The 15,310-nt window shown below is 64.3% G+C and carries 17 protein-coding genes; 11 read left to right on the top strand and 6 right to left on the bottom strand.

What is annotated here, in order from left to right; genetic code table 11:
* The first annotated feature begins 72 nt into the window (after positions 1 to 72).
* The 3 genes from AC3WLX_RS26455 to AC3WLX_RS26445 all read left to right on the top strand — a co-directional run bounded on the left by AC3WLX_RS26455 (position 73) and on the right by AC3WLX_RS26445 (position 1,449).
* The gene (locus AC3WLX_RS26455; protein WP_492338154.1) at positions 73 to 468 is read left to right on the top strand and encodes a hypothetical protein; all 396 of its coding nucleotides are present in this window, start codon (positions 73 to 75) and stop codon (positions 466 to 468) included.
* A gap of 100 nt (positions 469 to 568) precedes the next feature.
* Positions 569 to 961, top strand: coding sequence for a RidA family protein (locus AC3WLX_RS26450; protein WP_492338153.1), 393 nt, complete (start codon positions 569 to 571; stop codon positions 959 to 961).
* A 104-nt stretch (positions 962 to 1,065) separates the two neighbouring features.
* The gene (locus AC3WLX_RS26445) at positions 1,066 to 1,449 is read left to right on the top strand and encodes a nuclear transport factor 2 family protein (protein WP_492338412.1); all 384 of its coding nucleotides are present in this window, start codon (positions 1,066 to 1,068) and stop codon (positions 1,447 to 1,449) included.
* Between the two features lie 151 nt (positions 1,450 to 1,600).
* Here AC3WLX_RS26445 and AC3WLX_RS26440 read toward each other — a convergent pair whose 3' ends face one another.
* Positions 1,601 to 2,374, bottom strand: a complete 774-nt coding sequence (locus AC3WLX_RS26440; RefSeq protein ID WP_492338152.1) for a ferredoxin--NADP reductase — start codon at positions 2,372 to 2,374, stop codon at positions 1,601 to 1,603.
* 372 nt (positions 2,375 to 2,746) lie between these two features.
* Between AC3WLX_RS26440 and AC3WLX_RS26435 the strand changes: the two genes are divergently transcribed.
* The 6 genes from AC3WLX_RS26435 (at position 2,747) to AC3WLX_RS26410 (ending at position 9,063) form a co-directional block, all read left to right on the top strand.
* Positions 2,747 to 3,556 carry an ATP-grasp domain-containing protein gene (locus AC3WLX_RS26435; protein WP_492338151.1) on the top strand — a complete coding sequence of 270 codons (810 nt, stop codon included), beginning with the start codon at positions 2,747 to 2,749 and terminating at the stop codon, positions 3,554 to 3,556.
* A 211-nt stretch (positions 3,557 to 3,767) separates the two neighbouring features.
* Positions 3,768 to 4,775 carry an NADP-dependent oxidoreductase gene (locus AC3WLX_RS26430; RefSeq protein WP_492338150.1) on the top strand — a complete coding sequence of 336 codons (1,008 nt, stop codon included), beginning with the start codon at positions 3,768 to 3,770 and terminating at the stop codon, positions 4,773 to 4,775.
* Between the two features lie 146 nt (positions 4,776 to 4,921).
* The gene (locus tag AC3WLX_RS26425) at positions 4,922 to 5,743 is read left to right on the top strand and encodes a cysteine rich repeat-containing protein (RefSeq protein WP_492338149.1); all 822 of its coding nucleotides are present in this window, start codon (positions 4,922 to 4,924) and stop codon (positions 5,741 to 5,743) included.
* Between the two features lie 153 nt (positions 5,744 to 5,896).
* A complete protein-coding gene (locus AC3WLX_RS26420; RefSeq protein ID WP_128265055.1) occupies positions 5,897 to 6,112 on the top strand; it encodes a hypothetical protein in 216 nt (71 codons plus the stop codon).
* 189 nt (positions 6,113 to 6,301) lie between these two features.
* The gene (locus AC3WLX_RS26415) at positions 6,302 to 7,453 is read left to right on the top strand and encodes an FAD-dependent monooxygenase (RefSeq protein ID WP_492338148.1); all 1,152 of its coding nucleotides are present in this window, start codon (positions 6,302 to 6,304) and stop codon (positions 7,451 to 7,453) included.
* Positions 7,450 to 9,063, top strand: coding sequence for a benzoate-CoA ligase family protein (locus AC3WLX_RS26410; protein WP_492338147.1), 1,614 nt, complete (start codon positions 7,450 to 7,452; stop codon positions 9,061 to 9,063). The genes AC3WLX_RS26415 and AC3WLX_RS26410 overlap by 4 nt, the downstream gene beginning before the upstream one ends.
* Positions 9,064 to 9,224: 161 nt before the next feature.
* On the opposite strand, the gene AC3WLX_RS26405 is transcribed toward AC3WLX_RS26410, so the two are convergent.
* Complete coding sequence (locus AC3WLX_RS26405) at positions 9,225 to 9,737, bottom strand: MarR family winged helix-turn-helix transcriptional regulator (RefSeq protein WP_492338146.1); 513 nt, start codon at positions 9,735 to 9,737, stop codon at positions 9,225 to 9,227.
* Positions 9,727 to 10,359: a maleylacetoacetate isomerase gene (maiA, locus tag AC3WLX_RS26400; protein WP_492338145.1), complete on the bottom strand. Its 633-nt coding sequence runs from the start codon at positions 10,357 to 10,359 to the stop codon at positions 9,727 to 9,729. Before maiA ends, AC3WLX_RS26405 begins: the two co-directional genes overlap by 11 nt.
* A 215-nt stretch (positions 10,360 to 10,574) precedes the next feature.
* On the opposite strand from maiA, the gene gtdA reads away from it, so the two are divergent.
* Complete coding sequence (gtdA, locus tag AC3WLX_RS26395; RefSeq protein ID WP_291627387.1) at positions 10,575 to 11,615, top strand: gentisate 1,2-dioxygenase; 1,041 nt, start codon at positions 10,575 to 10,577, stop codon at positions 11,613 to 11,615.
* A 152-nt stretch (positions 11,616 to 11,767) separates the two neighbouring features.
* Here gtdA and AC3WLX_RS26390 read toward each other — a convergent pair whose 3' ends face one another.
* From AC3WLX_RS26390 to AC3WLX_RS26380, 3 genes are all read right to left on the bottom strand, one after another.
* Positions 11,768 to 12,586, bottom strand: a complete 819-nt coding sequence (locus tag AC3WLX_RS26390; RefSeq protein WP_492338144.1) for an ABC transporter permease — start codon at positions 12,584 to 12,586, stop codon at positions 11,768 to 11,770.
* Complete coding sequence (locus AC3WLX_RS26385) at positions 12,579 to 13,352, bottom strand: ABC transporter ATP-binding protein (protein WP_492338143.1); 774 nt, start codon at positions 13,350 to 13,352, stop codon at positions 12,579 to 12,581. Before AC3WLX_RS26385 ends, AC3WLX_RS26390 begins: the two co-directional genes overlap by 8 nt.
* Before the next feature lie 286 nt (positions 13,353 to 13,638).
* The gene (locus tag AC3WLX_RS26380) at positions 13,639 to 14,643 is read right to left on the bottom strand and encodes an ABC transporter substrate-binding protein (RefSeq protein ID WP_492338142.1); all 1,005 of its coding nucleotides are present in this window, start codon (positions 14,641 to 14,643) and stop codon (positions 13,639 to 13,641) included.
* 255 nt (positions 14,644 to 14,898) lie between these two features.
* Here AC3WLX_RS26380 and AC3WLX_RS26375 point away from each other — a divergent pair, with 255 nt between their 5' ends.
* Positions 14,899 to 15,159 (top strand): hypothetical protein, encoded by a 261-nt coding sequence (locus AC3WLX_RS26375; RefSeq protein ID WP_492338141.1) that lies wholly within the window; start codon positions 14,899 to 14,901, stop codon positions 15,157 to 15,159.
* Positions 15,160 to 15,310: the final 151 nt, after the last annotated feature.

The following is a 15,310-nucleotide window of genomic DNA, read 5'->3' as shown; positions in this document are numbered from 1 at the left end:
GGACGGGTTTTGCGATGCAATAGAGAGGCCAAGGTGAGCCGGGCGAGTATTCAAGGCCCTGGCACGCTCACAATGTCGTTCCAGCATCGGCGACAAGCCTCCGGATCGCATGCCTTCGGCGAATGGATCGGGCAGGATGCGGCGAACCAGTCGATGCCGCCTGCCGTGCACGTCGATACTCTTGCGTTCCATTTAAATCGTCCCATCTCTCGTCGAGACGGTAGCGTGCCGAGCACATGGCAGTCGGCGGATATTGCCCAATGGCGATGGAGGCGGCCCACCGCCCGCCCGAAGACGTCTCAGGAACAATTGGAGACGACCATGCGGTGGGAATATCTCGTGCTCGAAAGAACCTTGGGCCCCGACGATTTCAGCCGGCTGGGATCCGAAGGATGGGAGCTTGTTGCCGTGGTGTCGCCTGGACATTTCGTGCTGCACTATTTCTTCAAGCGCCAGGCACACAACTGACAAACGGCCTTCATAACTAACCCTTCGCACCGAAGAGACAGCGCGACGGCCATTTCGCTGGCTGGTGCGGCTTCAATGACTCGCAACAGGAGAATCCCTCATGAGCAAGCGCGATGCCGTTTTCCCCGCCGGCCGGCATGACCTCTATAAGTCGCACACCTATTCCGCGGCGATCAGATCGGGGGATCTCCTGTTCGTGTCCGGCCAGGTCGGCAGTCGCAGCGATGGCTCGCCCGAGCCGGATTTCGAGGCTCAGGTCCGCCTGGCATTTGCGAATCTGGAGGCGACGCTGAAGGCGGGTGGATGCGGGCTTGACGATATCGTCGACGTGACGACCTTTCACACCGATCCCGAAAATCAATTTGCGACGATCATGGCCGTCAAGAGCGAGGTCTTTCCGGAAGAGCCCTATCCGAATTGGACGGCGATCGGCGTCAACTGGCTCGCGGGCTTCGACTTCGAGATCAAGGTCATTGCCCGCATCCCTGGCTGAAACTCGGTCGATTAGGGAACGAGCCGCCCGGGCGGGCGACGATGCGGACCATCCTTCTGACCGCACCAGTGGCTCCCGCCGGTGATCTCGCAAAGGAGACTGTCGTGCATGACCTCGAACGCAACAAGGCGAATGTGATCGCCTTCTACGAGTTGATGTTCAACGCGTGCCGGCCCGCCGAAGCCGTCGCGCGCTTCGTTGGCGACGAGTACATCCAGCACAATCCGCATGTGGCCACCGGAAGGAAGGGCTTCATCGACTATTTCGAGCGCATGGCTCGCGAGTGGCCGGGAAAAAGGGTCGAGATAAAGCGCGTCGTGGCAGAGAACGACTGCGTCGTTCTCCATTGCTTCCAACACTGGCCTGGAGACCACGACTACGCGGGAATCGATATTTTCCGATTGGATGATCGGGGAAGGATCGTCGAACATTGGGATGTCCTGCAGATCATTCCCGAGCATGCCGCCAATCCGAACGGCATGTTCTGACTTCGCTGCCCAAGCACCAGCAGCGCGTGCCCTCGAGTTGCCTCTGGCAAAGACCGTGGGCTTCCGGTGGCAGGAAACCGCGGCTGCGCATCAGCGATCGCTTCCCGCGACCGCAGCAAACGACAGATGCGTCCCGGCCACCAAGCGGCGCTCAGCGCTCGACGAACGCCTTCTCGATCACGAAATGGCCGGGCTTGTTGCCGGAGCCTTCGATGAAGTCGCGGCCTTCGAACATCTGCTTCAATTCTTCCAGCATCGCCGGGCTGCCGCACATCATGATGCGGTCGGTTGCGATGTCGAGCGGGCCTTGCCCGATGTCGTCGAAGATCTGCTCCGAGCTGATGAGGTCGGTGATGCGGCCGCGGTTCCTGAAGGGCTCGCGGGTCACCGTCGGGTAATAGACCAGCTTGTCGGCGAGCAGTTCGCCGAACAACTCGTCCTCGCGCAAGGTCGCGACCAGCTTCTCGCCATAGGCGAGCTCGGAGACCTGGCGGCAGCCATGCACCAGCACGATCGTTTCGAACTGCTCGTAGACTTCGGGGTCCTTGATCAGGCTGGCGAAGGGCGCAAGGCCCGTCCCGGTCGACAACAGCATCAGCCGCTTGCCGGGAATCAGATTGTCGGTGATCAGCGTGCCGGTCGCCTTGCGGCCGACCAGGATGGTGTCACCTTCCTTGATCTTCTGGAGGCGCGAGGTGAGCGGGCCGTCCTGGACCTTGATCGAGAAGAACTCGAGCTCTTCCTCGTGGTTGGCGCTCGCCATGCTGTAGGCGCGCAGCAGCGGACGGCCATCGACCTCGAGGCCGATCATGGCGAACTGCCCGTTCTGGAAGCGGAAGCCGGTATCGCGCGTGGCGCGGAAGCTGAACAGCGTGTCGGTCCAGTGGTGGACGGAAAGAACCTTCTCTCGGTAAAACGCGCTCATGATTTTCGATATTCCGAATATTTGCGGTTTTAGGGCAAAAGGATTACCCGGCCCCAGACTTTGGAGCGGGCACCATTGCCATGGCGGAGGATTTCGCGTGTGTGATCTACGCCATTGAGACCAATAATCAACCTCGTTTCGGATGCAATTGATGCCGGTCAAACCGGCATTTGCAGCCGAACTGGGCGCATCATTAATGAATCCGCTGCCATGCGGACGTCCTCGGCAATTTCTTTCCCTTCGGTCGCCTCGTTTGAGCACTTTATTTCCGCCGGGTCGCGAGAATTTCATTAAGAATAGCTCTGATCTTCACCCGGTTCGGCGCCTTTTCCCGCATATTTGCGGCTTTTGGCGCCGAGAACAGTGAATCGGATGACGGACGAGCGGATCTTCGTTCAGGCGATCAGGCGCTATTGCGCGGAACGGGACATAGCAGTCGATGTCCGCGCGGACGGCTGGCTGATCGCGATGCGCCGGGGCGAGATGCGCCGTTTCACCTTCGGTTACGACATCGGCCTCAACAGCGCCATCGCTCACCGCCTCGCCAACGACAAATCGGCCACATCAGAGGCGCTGGCGCTCGAGGACGTGCCGTGCGTTCCCCATGAGCTCTTCCTCAACCCGAAGCTGGGCACGCACGTCGCCGGCGCGGACTGGCGCGAGAGAATGCTGGCGCTGCTCGCGCAGACGCCGCAAGGCGTGGTGGTGAAGCCGAACGAGGGGACGTCGGGGCGCGCCGTGTTCAAGGTGACGAATGCCGGCGAACTCGATCGTGCGGTCGGCGAGGTCTTCTCGATGAGCCCCGGCCTCGTGATCTCGCCCCATGTCGCGATCGAGCAGGAGATCCGTGTGGTGCTGCTCGATGACGTGCCGCTCGTCGTCTACAGCAAGCAGCGCGGCTCGGACTGGCGGCACAATCTCGATGCCGGTGCAAAGCCGGTGCTGCTCGAGGACGGCGAAGATCGCGCCGCCAGCGTGAAGCTTGCGATCGACGCCGCGCGCGCCATCGGCATCGTCTTCGCGTCGATCGACGTGGTCCGCGTGGACGGCGATTGGCGCGTGCTCGAGATCAATTCCGGCGTGATGATGGAGACGCTGGGCAAGCTGCATCCGAAGCTGGTTCAAGCGGCGTATGACGCGGCGCTCGCTCGGGTGTTTGGCGAAGTTCGGCACGAGCGATGATCCATCATTATTCGCCGCGCGGAAATCGTCGACCGTTTTGCACGCCCTTGCCGGCTGCAACGTGATCGGCGCGTTCGGACGTTGGCCGGATGTTCCCGTTGTGAAATGGAACGCCGCGCTCTAGCCTTCACGCAACGTATGACGCATCCGGCTTGCAGGCTTGTTTGCGGCGGGCTGCATCCATGATCAAAATCATCGAAGAGGAAACGCCATGAGCGGCAACGTCAATCGCCAGATCCTGCTGGTGGAGAAGCCCAGCGGCAAGCTCGGTCCCGAGCATTTCAAGATGGTGGAGAGCGCGCTGCCGGAGCCAAAGGACGGCGAGGCCTTGCTGCGCGTGCGCTACATCTCGCTCGATGCCGCCAACCGCGCCTGGATGCACGGCGCAACCTATCGCTCCGCCGTCGAAGCCAACAGCGTGATGGCAGGTGGCGCCGTCGCGGAGGTCGTCAGCTCGAAGACGCCGGACCTCGCGCCTGGCGACATCGTGTTCGGCGACACCGGCTGGCAGGAATTTGCCGCGGTGCCGGCCAAGCATCTCACCAAGATGCCGAAGCTCGAGCCGATGACGCATCTGCTCAGCGTGTTCGGCATTGCCGGCCTCACCGCCTATTTCGGCCTGTTGGAGATCGGCAAGCCCAAAGAAGGCGAGACGGTCGTGGTCTCCGCGGCGGCGGGTTCGGTCGGCTCGATCGTCGGGCAGATCGCCAAGATCAAAGGATGCCGCGTGGTCGGCATCGCCGGCGGCAAGGACAAGTGCAACTGGCTGACCTCCGAGCTCGGCTTCGATGCGGCGGTGGACTACAAGGACGGCGCATTGTTCAAGGCGCTGCGCGCGGCGGCGCCGAAGGGTATCGACGTCTATTTCGACAATGTCGGCGGCGACATCCTCGAAGCCTGCCTGCCGCAGATGAACAATTACGGCCGCATCGCCTGCTGCGGCGCGATCTCGCAATATGACGGCGTGCCCGCGGCGCACGGCCCGCGCGGCGTGCCTGGCCTGATCGTGGTGAAGCGGCTCGTCATGCAGGGCTTCATCGTGATGGATTACATGAAGGAAAGCGAGCGCGCGCTCGCCGACCTCCAGGCCTGGGTCAAGTCCGGACGGCTGAAGGTGCAGGAGGACATCATCGACGGCCTCGAGAACACGCCGAAGGCGCTGATCGGACTGCTGGCGGGCGAGAACCGTGGCAAGCGCATGGTGAGAGTGGCGGCGTAGTCACGTCGCGGTGCGCTGACATTATGGACTTGCGGTAGCGGTCAAAGCGGCCAAAGATGCCGCTCGCGCGGTTTCACGCGCGACGATTGCATTTGCGTATTTTTTCAGAATGGTCGGCTTTGCCGATCGGGCAGGAATTCATTCAAATGTTCAACAGATTGAAACATGCATCGGCGCGCATGGCGCTGCTGGCGGCAGCGCTCTTCGCAACTGCAACAGGAGCGATCGCGCAATCGCCGACCGAGGCCCAGAAGAGCGCGATCCGGTCCGCATGCCGCTCGGACTTCATGGCGCATTGCTCGAGCGTGACGCCCGGCGGGGTGGAGGCGGTTCAGTGTCTCGCCAAGAACATGTCGAGCCTGTCAGCGGGATGCCAGAGCGCGGTTCGCGCCGTCGAGCCGGCCGCCGCACCAAAGACCGAAGCGGCGCCAGCCAAATCCGAACCTGTGAAGACGGAAGCGGCGCCCGCCGCCGAGCCGGCGGCCAAACCGGCCGCGGCAGCCGCCCCGAAAGCAGCGGCATCCAAGCAGCCGAGCCCTGCGCAGGTTTCCGCGATCAAGAGCGCCTGCCGCGGCGACTATCCCAAGGTCTGCGCCAGCGTGCCGCCGGGCGGCGCGCCGGCGCTGGAATGCCTGGAGAAGAACAAGGCGAAGGTGTCAGCCGGCTGCGCCAAGGCCGTGAATGCCGCATTCGGTGGCGGAGCGGCCGCAACTGCGCCGGCGGGCCCGGCTCCGGCCGCAGCTGCTCCCGCGGCCGCGCCCGCCGCGGCGCCGGCCACGATCACGCTGCGCCCGTTGCTGCCGCGCGAAGAACTGTTCATCGTCCGGTCGGCCTGCGGCGCCGACATCCGCACGCTCTGCGCCGGCGTGGCGCCCGGCGGCGGCCGGATCATCCAATGCATTTCCAATCGCGCGGCATCGCTGTCGCCGGCGTGCAGGGACGTGCTCGCGCCTTTCGCCGCGCGATGAGGCGGAGCGGACTTGAATTCGTCCGCGGCATGAATTGCGGTGCGCGACGTGAAAATTGCGGTGCGTGACGCGAATGTTTTCGCGTGCTGAGGCGTAAACTAACCGACCCTTTTTGAAAGGCCGTTACACCACGACTAGCCACGGGAGAACAACATGCGTTCATTGCTACTCGTTGCTTCTGCGCTCTTCGCCTTTGCCGCGACCATGACGTTCGAGGCCACCGACGCCAATGCGGTGGTGTGCGCGCGCGGCGTCGTTCGCGCCGGCTGCGTCGGTCCGAACGCGGCCGTGGTCGTCCGCAAGCCCGTGCCCGCGGTTCGCTGCACCCGCGTGCTGGTGAACGGGGTCTATGTGAAGCGCTGCGTCTGACGCTCCGGTGGCCAATCCACCCAGGTTTGGCTATGATTTGCCACTGACGGTTCGGATGCGCGCAAACGTGTGTCCGGACACGGGCTTTGGCGTGCCTGCGGTGGCAGATAAATTCCGCTGGCGCGGGACGCCGCAGCACATTAGTCTACCCCTAGATAGTAAGTATACTGTCAATTAGGGAGGCAGACGTTGCGGATCGCCGTGATTGGCGGGGGGCCCGGTGGGCTCTACTTCGCCTATCTCTGGAAGAAGCGTCACCCCGAGGATCAGGTCGACCTGTTCGAACAGAACCCGGCCGACGCGACCTGGGGCTTTGGCGTCGTGTTCTCGGACCAAGCGCTGGAGTTCCTGCGCGCCGACGATCCCGAGACGGTCGACGCGATCGCGCCGCATATGGAGAGCTGGGAGAACATCACGCTGAACCTCGGCGGCGACAGCGTCGCCATCGACGGGGTCGGCTTCTCCTCGATCGGGCGGCTCGAGCTGTTGCGCTTCCTGCAGCAGCGCGCGCTCGATGCCGGCGTCACGCCGCGCTTCGAGACGCAGATCCACGCCATCGACCAGCTCAACGGCCATGATTTGATCGTCGCAGCCGACGGGCTGAACTCGCTGGTGCGCCGCGCCCATGAAGGCGATTTCGGGACGTCGCTGTCCTACTCCTCCAACAAATTCGTCTGGTACGGAACCTCGAAGCGATTCGACACGCTGTCGCAGACCTTCGTGAAGACCGAGCGCGGTGCCTTCAACGCCCATCACTACCGTTACTCGCCGACCATGAGCACCTTCCTGGTCGAATGCGATCACGCCACATGGCAGGCCTATGGCTTCGCCTACAAGGACGTCGAGCAGTCCAAGGGCGTCTGCGAGGAAGTGTTCGCCGACACGCTCGGCGGCCATTGCCTCGTCTCCAACAAATCGGTCTGGCGCAACTTTCCCTGGGTCTGGAACGAGCACTGGTCGTTCAAGAACATGGTGCTGCTCGGCGACGCCCTGCACTCGGCGCATTTCTCGATCGGCTCGGGCACGCGGCTTGCCATCGAGGACGCCATCGCGCTGGTCAAGGCGCTGGAATCGGACGCGCACCTCGCGACCGCGCTGCATCGCTACCAGGCCGCGCGCAAGCCCATCGTGCAGAAGCTCGTCAATGCCGCGCGCACCAGTGCATTCTGGTACGAGCACTTTGCCCAGCACATGAAGCTTCCGCTGATGGACTTCGCCTACAGCTACATCACCCGCTCAGGCCGCATCGACGATTCCCGGCTGCGCGCGATGTCGCCGGCCTTCATGACCCGCTACGAGGCCGCCAAGAGTGGCGGGAACACCGGCGGAGACGAGGCATGAGCCACGCGATTTCCGATCAGGTCCCCGCCGACAGCGCTGGCGCACGCGAGATCGGCTTTGCCGTCCCCGAGATCTACAACGCCAGCCGCATCCTGTTCGACAATCTCGCCGAGGGCCGCGGCGACAAGCGCGCGCTGATCGGCCCCGCGGGCACGCGGACCTATGCCGAGCTGTGCGACGAGGCTTGCCGCTGGGGCAACGGCTTTGCCTCGCTCGGCCTGAAGCGCGGCGGCCGGGTGCTGCTGTTTCTCGACGACACGCCGGCCTATCCGGCCGCGTTCTTCGGCGCCGTGCGCGCCGGCTTCGTGCCGCTGCTGATCAATACGCTGACGCCGCCGGACCTCCTGCAATTCTATCTCGCCGATTCCGGGGCTGAAGTTGCGGTGGCGGACGCCGAGTTCTGCGCGCGCTTCAATGCGGAGGCCTGCAGGGACACCAGGCTGCATACGCTGATCGTCGTCAACGGCGCGGCGGATGGTCACGCCGCACCGAGCACGATCGCGGCGGCGGACTGGCTCGCGCAATTGCCCACGGAACTTGCGGAAGCGGACACCCATCGCAACGAGATGGCGTTCTGGATGTACTCGTCCGGCTCGACCGGACGGCCCAAGGGCATCGTGCATCTCCAGCACGACATGGCCTATAGCGATCTCGCCTTTGCCAAAAGCGTGTTGAAGCTCACGCCGGACGACGTCTGCTTCTCGGTGCCGAAGATCTTCTTCGCCTACGGCTTCGGCAACTCCATCACCTTCCCGTTCTCGGCCGGCGCCGCGACGCTGTTGCTGCCCGGCCAGCCCAAGCCGGCCGCGATCTTCGCGGCGATCGAGCAGTACAAGCCGACGGTCTTCTTCGGCCTGCCGACGCTCTACACCTCGCTGACCAAGGCGGAAGGCGCGGACAAGACCGATTTCTCGTCGCTCCGCATGTCGCTCTCGGCCGCCGAGGTGCTGTCGGCCGAGGTCTTCAACGGCTGGAAGACACTCAGCGGCCTCGAGATCGTCGAAGGCCTCGGCTCCACCGAGGTGCTGCACATCTATCTCTCCAACCGGCCCGGGCAGAAGAAGCTCGGCGCCGCGGGCCTGCGCGTGCCCGGCTACGAGGTCGCGCTCCGCGACAAGCACGGCCGCGACGTTGGCGACGGCGAGGAAGGCATCTTGTGGGTGCGCGGCGATTCCAACACGCCGCTGTACTGGAACCGCCCCGACAAATCCGCCGAGACCATCCGCGAGGGCGGCTGGATCTACACGGGTGATCGCTTCGTGAGGGATGCCGACGGCTTCCACTTCTTCCGCGGCCGTGCCGACGATCTCATCAAGATCTCCGGCCAGTGGGTCTACCCGCTCGAGGTCGAGCTGTGCCTCGCCGACCACCCCGATATCCGAGAATGCGCGGTGTTCGCCGCCGAGTTGCCGGACCGGCGGATGACGCTGAAGGCGGTGGTGGTGATGAACGACCGCGCCGTCGATCCAGGCGAAGCGACGCGGCGATTACAGGATTATGTGAAAGGCAAGCTGCTTCCTTACAAATACCCACGCGAGGTGATCTTCATCGACGAGCTGCCGAAGACGGGCACGGGGAAGATCGACCGGCAGGCGTTGCTGCGGATGTGAGGCACCGCTGCAACCACACAATTGGCGTCATCGCCCGCGAAGGCGGGCGATCCAGTACTCCGAGACGGGTGTGATAAAACAGATGGGTCGCGGCGTACTGGATTCCCCGCCTTCGCGGGGAATGACACCTTCACTCTTGCAACAGCGCCTTACTCACTTCGTCACCCACCCTTCCCCAGATGCTCCAGCGCATCCTCCGCCCGCAGCGGCACGCGCGAGGCTTCGTTGTTGAGATCGACGAGCTGCACCAGGAGTCCCATCAGCGTCTTGCGGTCGGCGGGCTTCAGCGGCTCCAGCATGCGCGCCTGGGCGCGTTCGACGGCGGGGATGATCTCGCGCAGGATGGCAGCGCCGGACTTCGTCAAGTACAGGAGCTTGATGCGCTTGTCTTCCGGTGCCGGCTTGCGCTCGATATAGTCCTTGGCCTCGAGCCGTTCGATCACGCTGCCGAGCGTGGAGCGGTCGAACGCGATCACCGCCGACAGCCGCGTGGCGTCGATGCCGGGATGGGTGTGGATCGCGATCAGCGCGGCATATTGCACCGGCGTGAGGTCGAACCTCTTGCACTCCTCCATGAAGATCGAGACCGCGATCTGCTGCATGCGCCGGAACAGATAGCCCGGCGCGGCGTAGACCGCGTCCATCGTGATCGGAGGAGGCGGCTTACTCGGCATCGGGCTGCTTCTCCGGAGCGGCATCGGCGAAAGCCGGCAAGGCCTTGGCCGCGGCCTCCGCCTGAAGCAGGCGCGGATAGGCCGAGACATCGACACCGAAGCGGCGCGCATTGGTGAGCTGCGGCACGAGGCAGAGATCGGCCAGCGTCGGCGCATCGCCGAAGCAGAATGGGCCCGGCTCGTCCTTGATCAGCGTCTCGCAAGCCGAAAGGCCCTCGCGGTTGGCCCACGCCGCCCAGTCCTGGACCTTCTCCTCGGCAAGGCCGAGTTCGCGAAGCCGCGCCAGCACCTTCAAATTCTGCACCGGATGGGTGTCGCAGGCGATCGCCAGCGCGAAGGCCCGCACCTTGGCGCGGCGCAGCGGATCTTTTGGCAGCAGCGGCGGATTGGGGTGCGTTTCGTCGAGCCATTCGATGATGGCGACCGATTGGGTCAGCACAGCACCCGCATTGTCCTCCAGCGCCGGGACGAGGCCTTGCGGGTTGATGGCGAGATAGGCGGGGGCGCATTGCTCGCCCTTGCGCAGATGATGCGGCAAATGCGCGGCCTTGAGGCCCTTGAGATTGAGCGCAATACGGACGCGGTAGGCGGCACTGGAGCGGAAATAGCCGTGCAGCTTCATTGGGACTCTCCCCTGCTGTTTTCTGTCATTCCGGGGCTCGCGAAGCGAGAGCCCGGAGTCCATACTCCCGATCATGGTTATGGATTCCGGGCTCGCCAGGCCGCGCGTTGCGCGGCCCGTCGCCCCGGAATGACGACCTTGTATGTCATCCCTCACATTGACGCTACCTAGATCGTCAGTATACTGTCAATCAACAAACGAACGGGAGCGCCGCCATGGAAGCCGTGACCAAGACGCCGGAACGCGAGGCGTTCTACAAAAAGATCGACGGCGAAAACCTCACCGCGCTGTGGACGGTGATGAGCGATCTGATCACGCCGGAGCCGAAGAGCGCCTGCCGGCCGCATCTGTGGAAATTCGACGTCATCCGCGACTACATGCTCGAGGCCGGCAAGCTCATCACGGCCAAGGAAGCCGAGCGGCGCGTGCTGGTGCTGGAGAACCCGGGCCTGCGCGGCCAGTCCAAGATCACGACCTCGCTCTACGCCGGCGTGCAGATGGTGGTGCCCGGCGACGTCGCTCCTGCGCACCGGCACAGCCAGTCCGCGCTACGCTTCGTGCTCGAAGGCAAGGGCGCCCACACGGCGGTCGACGGCGAACGCACCGCGATGGAGCCGGGCGACTTCATCATCACGCCCTCGATGACCTGGCACGATCATTCCAACGAGACCGACCAGCCGATGTTCTGGCTCGACGGCCTCGACATTCCCGTGGTGCAGTTCTTCGACTGCTCATTCGCGGAAGGATCGAAGGAAGACCAACAGAAGATCACGAAACCGGCCGGCGACAGCTTTGCGCGCTACGGCCATAACCTCTTGCCCGTCGACGTGAAGCGCTCATCGAAGACCTCGCCGATCTTCAGCTATCCCTACGCCTACACCCGCGAAGCGCTGGAGAAGGCGCGCACGAGCCAGGAGTGGGACGCCTGCCACGGCCTCAAGCTGAAGTTCAGCAACCCCGAGACCGGGGATTTCGCCATGCCGACCATCGGCACCTTCATCCAGCTGCTGCCGAGGGGATTCAAGACCGCGCGCTATCGATCGACCGACGCCACGGTGTTCTGCCCGATCGAAGGCAAGGGCCGCAGCCGCATCGGCGACACCGTGGTCGAATGGGGGCCCCGCGACTTGTTCGTGGTGCCGAGCTGGCACTGGGTCACGCACGAGGCCGATGAGGATGCCGTGCTGTTCAGCTTCTCGGACCGGCCGGTGCAGCAGAAGCTGGATCTGTTCCGGGAAGATCGCGGCAACGCGTGAGGCGCCGTTCTATCCTCCGTCATGGCCGGGCTTGTCCCGGCCATCCACGTGCCGCTACGCCCGAGGAAAGACGTGGATGCCCGGGTCAAGCCCGGGCATGACGACCTGATTTGTGGCGCTCGCCTGCGTCCTCATCACCTTTGCGATTGCGGCTATCGCCAGTGCAACAGCCGCGTCTCCAGCCAGCCGATCACCTTGCCCACTGCGAGCCCGAACACCGACAGGATCACCACGCCCGCGAGCAGCTGATCGGTCTGCATCAGGTTTCCCGCTTGTAATACGAAGGCGCCGATGCCGTATTGCGCGCCGATCATCTCGGCGCTGACGACGAGCAGCAGCGCCACCGACGCCGTGATGCGGAAGCCGGCGAGGATCGCGGGCAGCGCGCCCGGCCAGATCACCTTGCGCACGATGGTGGCGAAGGGAACGTTGAAGCTCTGCGCCATGCGGATCAAATTGCGTGGCACCGCATCGACGCCGCTATAGACCGAGATCGCAGTCGAGAAGAACACGCCGAGCGCAATGGTCGCGATTTTCGGCTCCTCGCCGATGCCCAGCCAAAGGATGAGCAGGGGCAGCAGCGCGATCTTCGGAATCGGGAACAGTGCAGAGATGAAGGTGATGCCGACGCTGCGCGCCAGCCGCCACAGGCCGATGGCGAAGCCAACGGCGATGCCGGCGGCGGTCCCGAGCAGCCAGCCGACGCCGATGCGTAGCAGCGAAGCCGAGAGATGCTGCCAGAGCGCACCCGACACCGCGAGTTGATAGAGCGCGCGGGCGATGGCGGAAGGCGGAGGCAGAAACAACGGATTGACGAGGCCGACGCTGCCCGCGGCCTGCCAGATCGCAATGACGAGGACGAGCGCGAGCCAGCCGCCGAAGCGGCTCGGCTCCGAAACGAAGCCGGCGCCGCGAAACTGGACGCGGCGCGTCGTCTCGTCCTTCATAGATGGGTCCGCGCGATCAAGCATGCTGGACCTCGCGCTCGGCATCGATCGCCTCGTTGCGGATCAGCGACCAGATCTGGCTCTGGAGCGCAAGCAGCCTTTCGCGCGCCGCCGCTTCGCCACGCGCCGCGCGCGTCATCGGCACGGTCACGACCTCGCGGATACGTCCCGGACGCCGCGACAGCACCACGATGCGGTCGGCGAGCCGCGCGGCTTCTTCGAGATTGTGGGTGACGTAGACCGCGCCCATGCCGCCTTCGGCCAGCAGGCGGACGAAATCCTCCATCAAGAGCTCGCGAGTCTGAGAATCCAGCGCCGACAGCGGCTCGTCCATCAGCAGGATGGCGGGCTTCACCGCAAGCGCGCGCGCGATGCCGACGCGTTGGCGCATCCCGCCGGAGAGCTGCTTTGGATAGGTGGTGCGAAAATCGGTCAGGCCGGTGCGGCGCAGGGCATCCGCGACCAGCGCACGTCGTTGCGCAGCGCTAAGCTGGGCATGCAGCAGCGGGAATTCGACGTTCTCCTCCACCGTGGCCCAGGGCAGCAGCGCGAAATCCTGGAACACGAAGGTCAGCGGATTGAGACTGTCCGCCGGCGGCGCGCCGCGCAACTCGGGCGCGCCGGAGGTCGGCTGCAACAGCCCGCCGAGGATCGACAGCAGCGTGCTCTTGCCGCAGCCGGAGGGACCGACGACCGCCACCACCTCGCCGGCGCTGACGTTGAAGGAGACATCGTCGAGCACGGCGAGATCGCCGAAGCGATGGGAGATATGGTTGGCAATCAGGTCCATGCGATGAGCCCGGGCTCTTCACCCTCCCCTGGAGGGGGAGGGTCGGTTCGCGTTGAGCGAAGCGAAATACGAACCGGGGTGGGGTGACAGTCCATCGGCGATGATACTGACGACGATCGCCGATAAAATGCGCCGCGGATACTAACGTGAATAAGGGAAAGACCACCGGCGTGGCTCACCCCGCCCCGCTCGCCCCGGACGATGCTACGCATCGCCGGCGCGATCGACCCTCCCCCTCCAGGGGAGGGCGGCAGATCTCCTGCCGCGAGAGTTTGCACCATCAGCATCAATCCGCCTTCACATAATCCTTCGCGATGATCGCATTCACGTCGAAACCCTTGTCGACGAATCCCTGCTGCTGCATCCATTTGATCTGGTTGTCGACGTTCTTCACGTCGAGCTTGCCGTCGGGATCGATATAGGCGCAATTGCCGACCACCTGCTCGACCGGCAGATTGGTGTACTTGGCGATGATCTCCAGCAGCGGTCTGGTCTGCTCGTTGATCGGCGCGACGCCGTCCTTCATCGCGGTAAGGATGACGTCGTGATATTCGCGGTCGGCCTTGGCGAGCGCGCCTAACAGTTTTGTGACCAGCGCCTTGTTGGTCAGCGTTCCGGGCGAAGCGAACACGGCGCCCACCTGCCACGGCGTCTGGTCACCGACCCAGCCCAGGAACTTGGCGCCGCCCTCGTCCATCAGCTTTCGCGCCGTGGAGATCGGCAGCAGCGCGGCATCGACGGTCTCGCCCTTGAGCGCAGCGGCCGCATTCGACAGCGATTGCAGCGGCACGATCTTCACTTCGGCGAGCTTGAAACCGTACTTGTCCGCGAGCAGGCCGAGCGAATAGTGAAAGCTCGATCCCACTTGCGTCATCGCCACGCGCTTGCCGGCGAGATCCCTCGGCGTCTTCAGACCGCTGGCATAGGCGTTGTTGCTGGCGAAATAGCCGATCAGTGGATAGCCGGGCTTCTCGCGGCTCATGCCGCCGATCACCTTCAGCACGCCCTTGCCGGCGAGATTGTAGAGCCCGGCCGTGAAGGCGGTGACGCCGAAATCCACGTCGCCAGAGGTGGTGGCAACCGCGATCGGCTGCGCCGCGTCGAAGAATTTCAACTCGACCTCGAGACCCGCCTCGCGAAAGTAGCCCTTGTCCTGCGCGATGAAGACCGGCGCGGAGGACGACAGGCGGAGCACGCCGATCCTGGCCTTCAGCACGTCCTCGGCCCGCGCCGTGCCCATCGCCATGATCGCCACCAGGCCCGCTATCGCGAGCCGCGCCATCCCGATCATTCCAATTCCTCTCGTGGTTGACTCGCGGCCGCTACAAGCCTTCAGGCAGCGCCTGGTCCTGCCCGATCAAGACACCCCGTTGTTTCAACGTTTCCTGCAATTTTTCAATGCGATTTCGCGTGAATCCCGTTTCCGGACAGCGCAGGCACGGCGGCGGAGCCGGGTCCTCCGTCGATCAGCCCGGCTCGTCCCGTCATCGCAGGATGACGGTTGCTCCCGGTCGCCGGACCTGAGACAACGGCGGGGATGGATACGATGATCGCCAAATTCTCTTTCGCCGCCCTGATCGCCCTCGCGTTCCCGGCTGCACCCGCTTTCGCTATCGAGCAAAACTGCCGCTTCATCCAGGCCAAGCCTGATCGGGAGGCCTGCTACAAGCGCCAGGAGGACGAGCTCGCGGCCAGGCGCAGGCCGGAGCCGCGGCGCGAAAACACTGCGCTCGAATCGCTGCGTGAGATGCGGCAGGACGACGATGCGGTCTATCGCAGCATCAACAACATTTGCCGCGGCTGCTGACGCCTGGGCCGCCGCCACAGGCGTTGTTGACCTCCGGCTGGTTCAACGTGACGGTCGCGGCCCGCGTTCATCGCGGGTGCGCGGCACCGGGTTGGCAGTCATCGGCCGTCCCTTCGGTCGTTTGTTGGGCACTATGGCCGAGGCCGCGTCG

Source organism: Bradyrhizobium sp. FW305-F6 (assembly GCF_058782905.1).
Note: the sequence above shows the minus strand (reverse complement) of the source record. Positions and strands in the feature narration are given on the sequence as shown.

Bases quoted from the DNA above. Each gene is read 5' to 3' on its own strand.
- AC3WLX_RS26455 (WP_492338154.1), top strand. From the start codon at position 73: ATGTCGTTCCAGCATCGGCGACAAGCCTCCGGATCGCATGCCTTCGGC.
- AC3WLX_RS26450 (WP_492338153.1), top strand. From the start codon at position 569: ATGAGCAAGCGCGATGCCGTTTTCCCCGCCGGCCGGCATGACCTCTAT.
- AC3WLX_RS26440 (WP_492338152.1), bottom strand. From the start codon at position 2,374: ATGAGCGCGTTTTACCGAGAGAAGGTTCTTTCCGTCCACCACTGGACC.
- AC3WLX_RS26435 (WP_492338151.1), top strand. From the start codon at position 2,747: ATGACGGACGAGCGGATCTTCGTTCAGGCGATCAGGCGCTATTGCGCG.
- AC3WLX_RS26430 (WP_492338150.1), top strand. From the start codon at position 3,768: ATGAGCGGCAACGTCAATCGCCAGATCCTGCTGGTGGAGAAGCCCAGC.
- AC3WLX_RS26425 (WP_492338149.1), top strand. From the start codon at position 4,922: ATGTTCAACAGATTGAAACATGCATCGGCGCGCATGGCGCTGCTGGCG.
- AC3WLX_RS26420 (WP_128265055.1), top strand. From the start codon at position 5,897: ATGCGTTCATTGCTACTCGTTGCTTCTGCGCTCTTCGCCTTTGCCGCG.
- AC3WLX_RS26410 (WP_492338147.1), top strand. From the start codon at position 7,450: ATGAGCCACGCGATTTCCGATCAGGTCCCCGCCGACAGCGCTGGCGCA.
- AC3WLX_RS26405 (WP_492338146.1), bottom strand. From the start codon at position 9,737: ATGCCGAGTAAGCCGCCTCCTCCGATCACGATGGACGCGGTCTACGCC.
- maiA (WP_492338145.1), bottom strand. From the start codon at position 10,359: ATGAAGCTGCACGGCTATTTCCGCTCCAGTGCCGCCTACCGCGTCCGT.
- gtdA (WP_291627387.1), top strand. From the start codon at position 10,575: ATGGAAGCCGTGACCAAGACGCCGGAACGCGAGGCGTTCTACAAAAAG.
- AC3WLX_RS26390 (WP_492338144.1), bottom strand. From the start codon at position 12,586: ATGCTTGATCGCGCGGACCCATCTATGAAGGACGAGACGACGCGCCGC.
- AC3WLX_RS26385 (WP_492338143.1), bottom strand. From the start codon at position 13,352: ATGGACCTGATTGCCAACCATATCTCCCATCGCTTCGGCGATCTCGCC.
- AC3WLX_RS26380 (WP_492338142.1), bottom strand. From the start codon at position 14,643: ATGATCGGGATGGCGCGGCTCGCGATAGCGGGCCTGGTGGCGATCATG.
- AC3WLX_RS26375 (WP_492338141.1), top strand. From the start codon at position 14,899: ATGATCGCCAAATTCTCTTTCGCCGCCCTGATCGCCCTCGCGTTCCCG.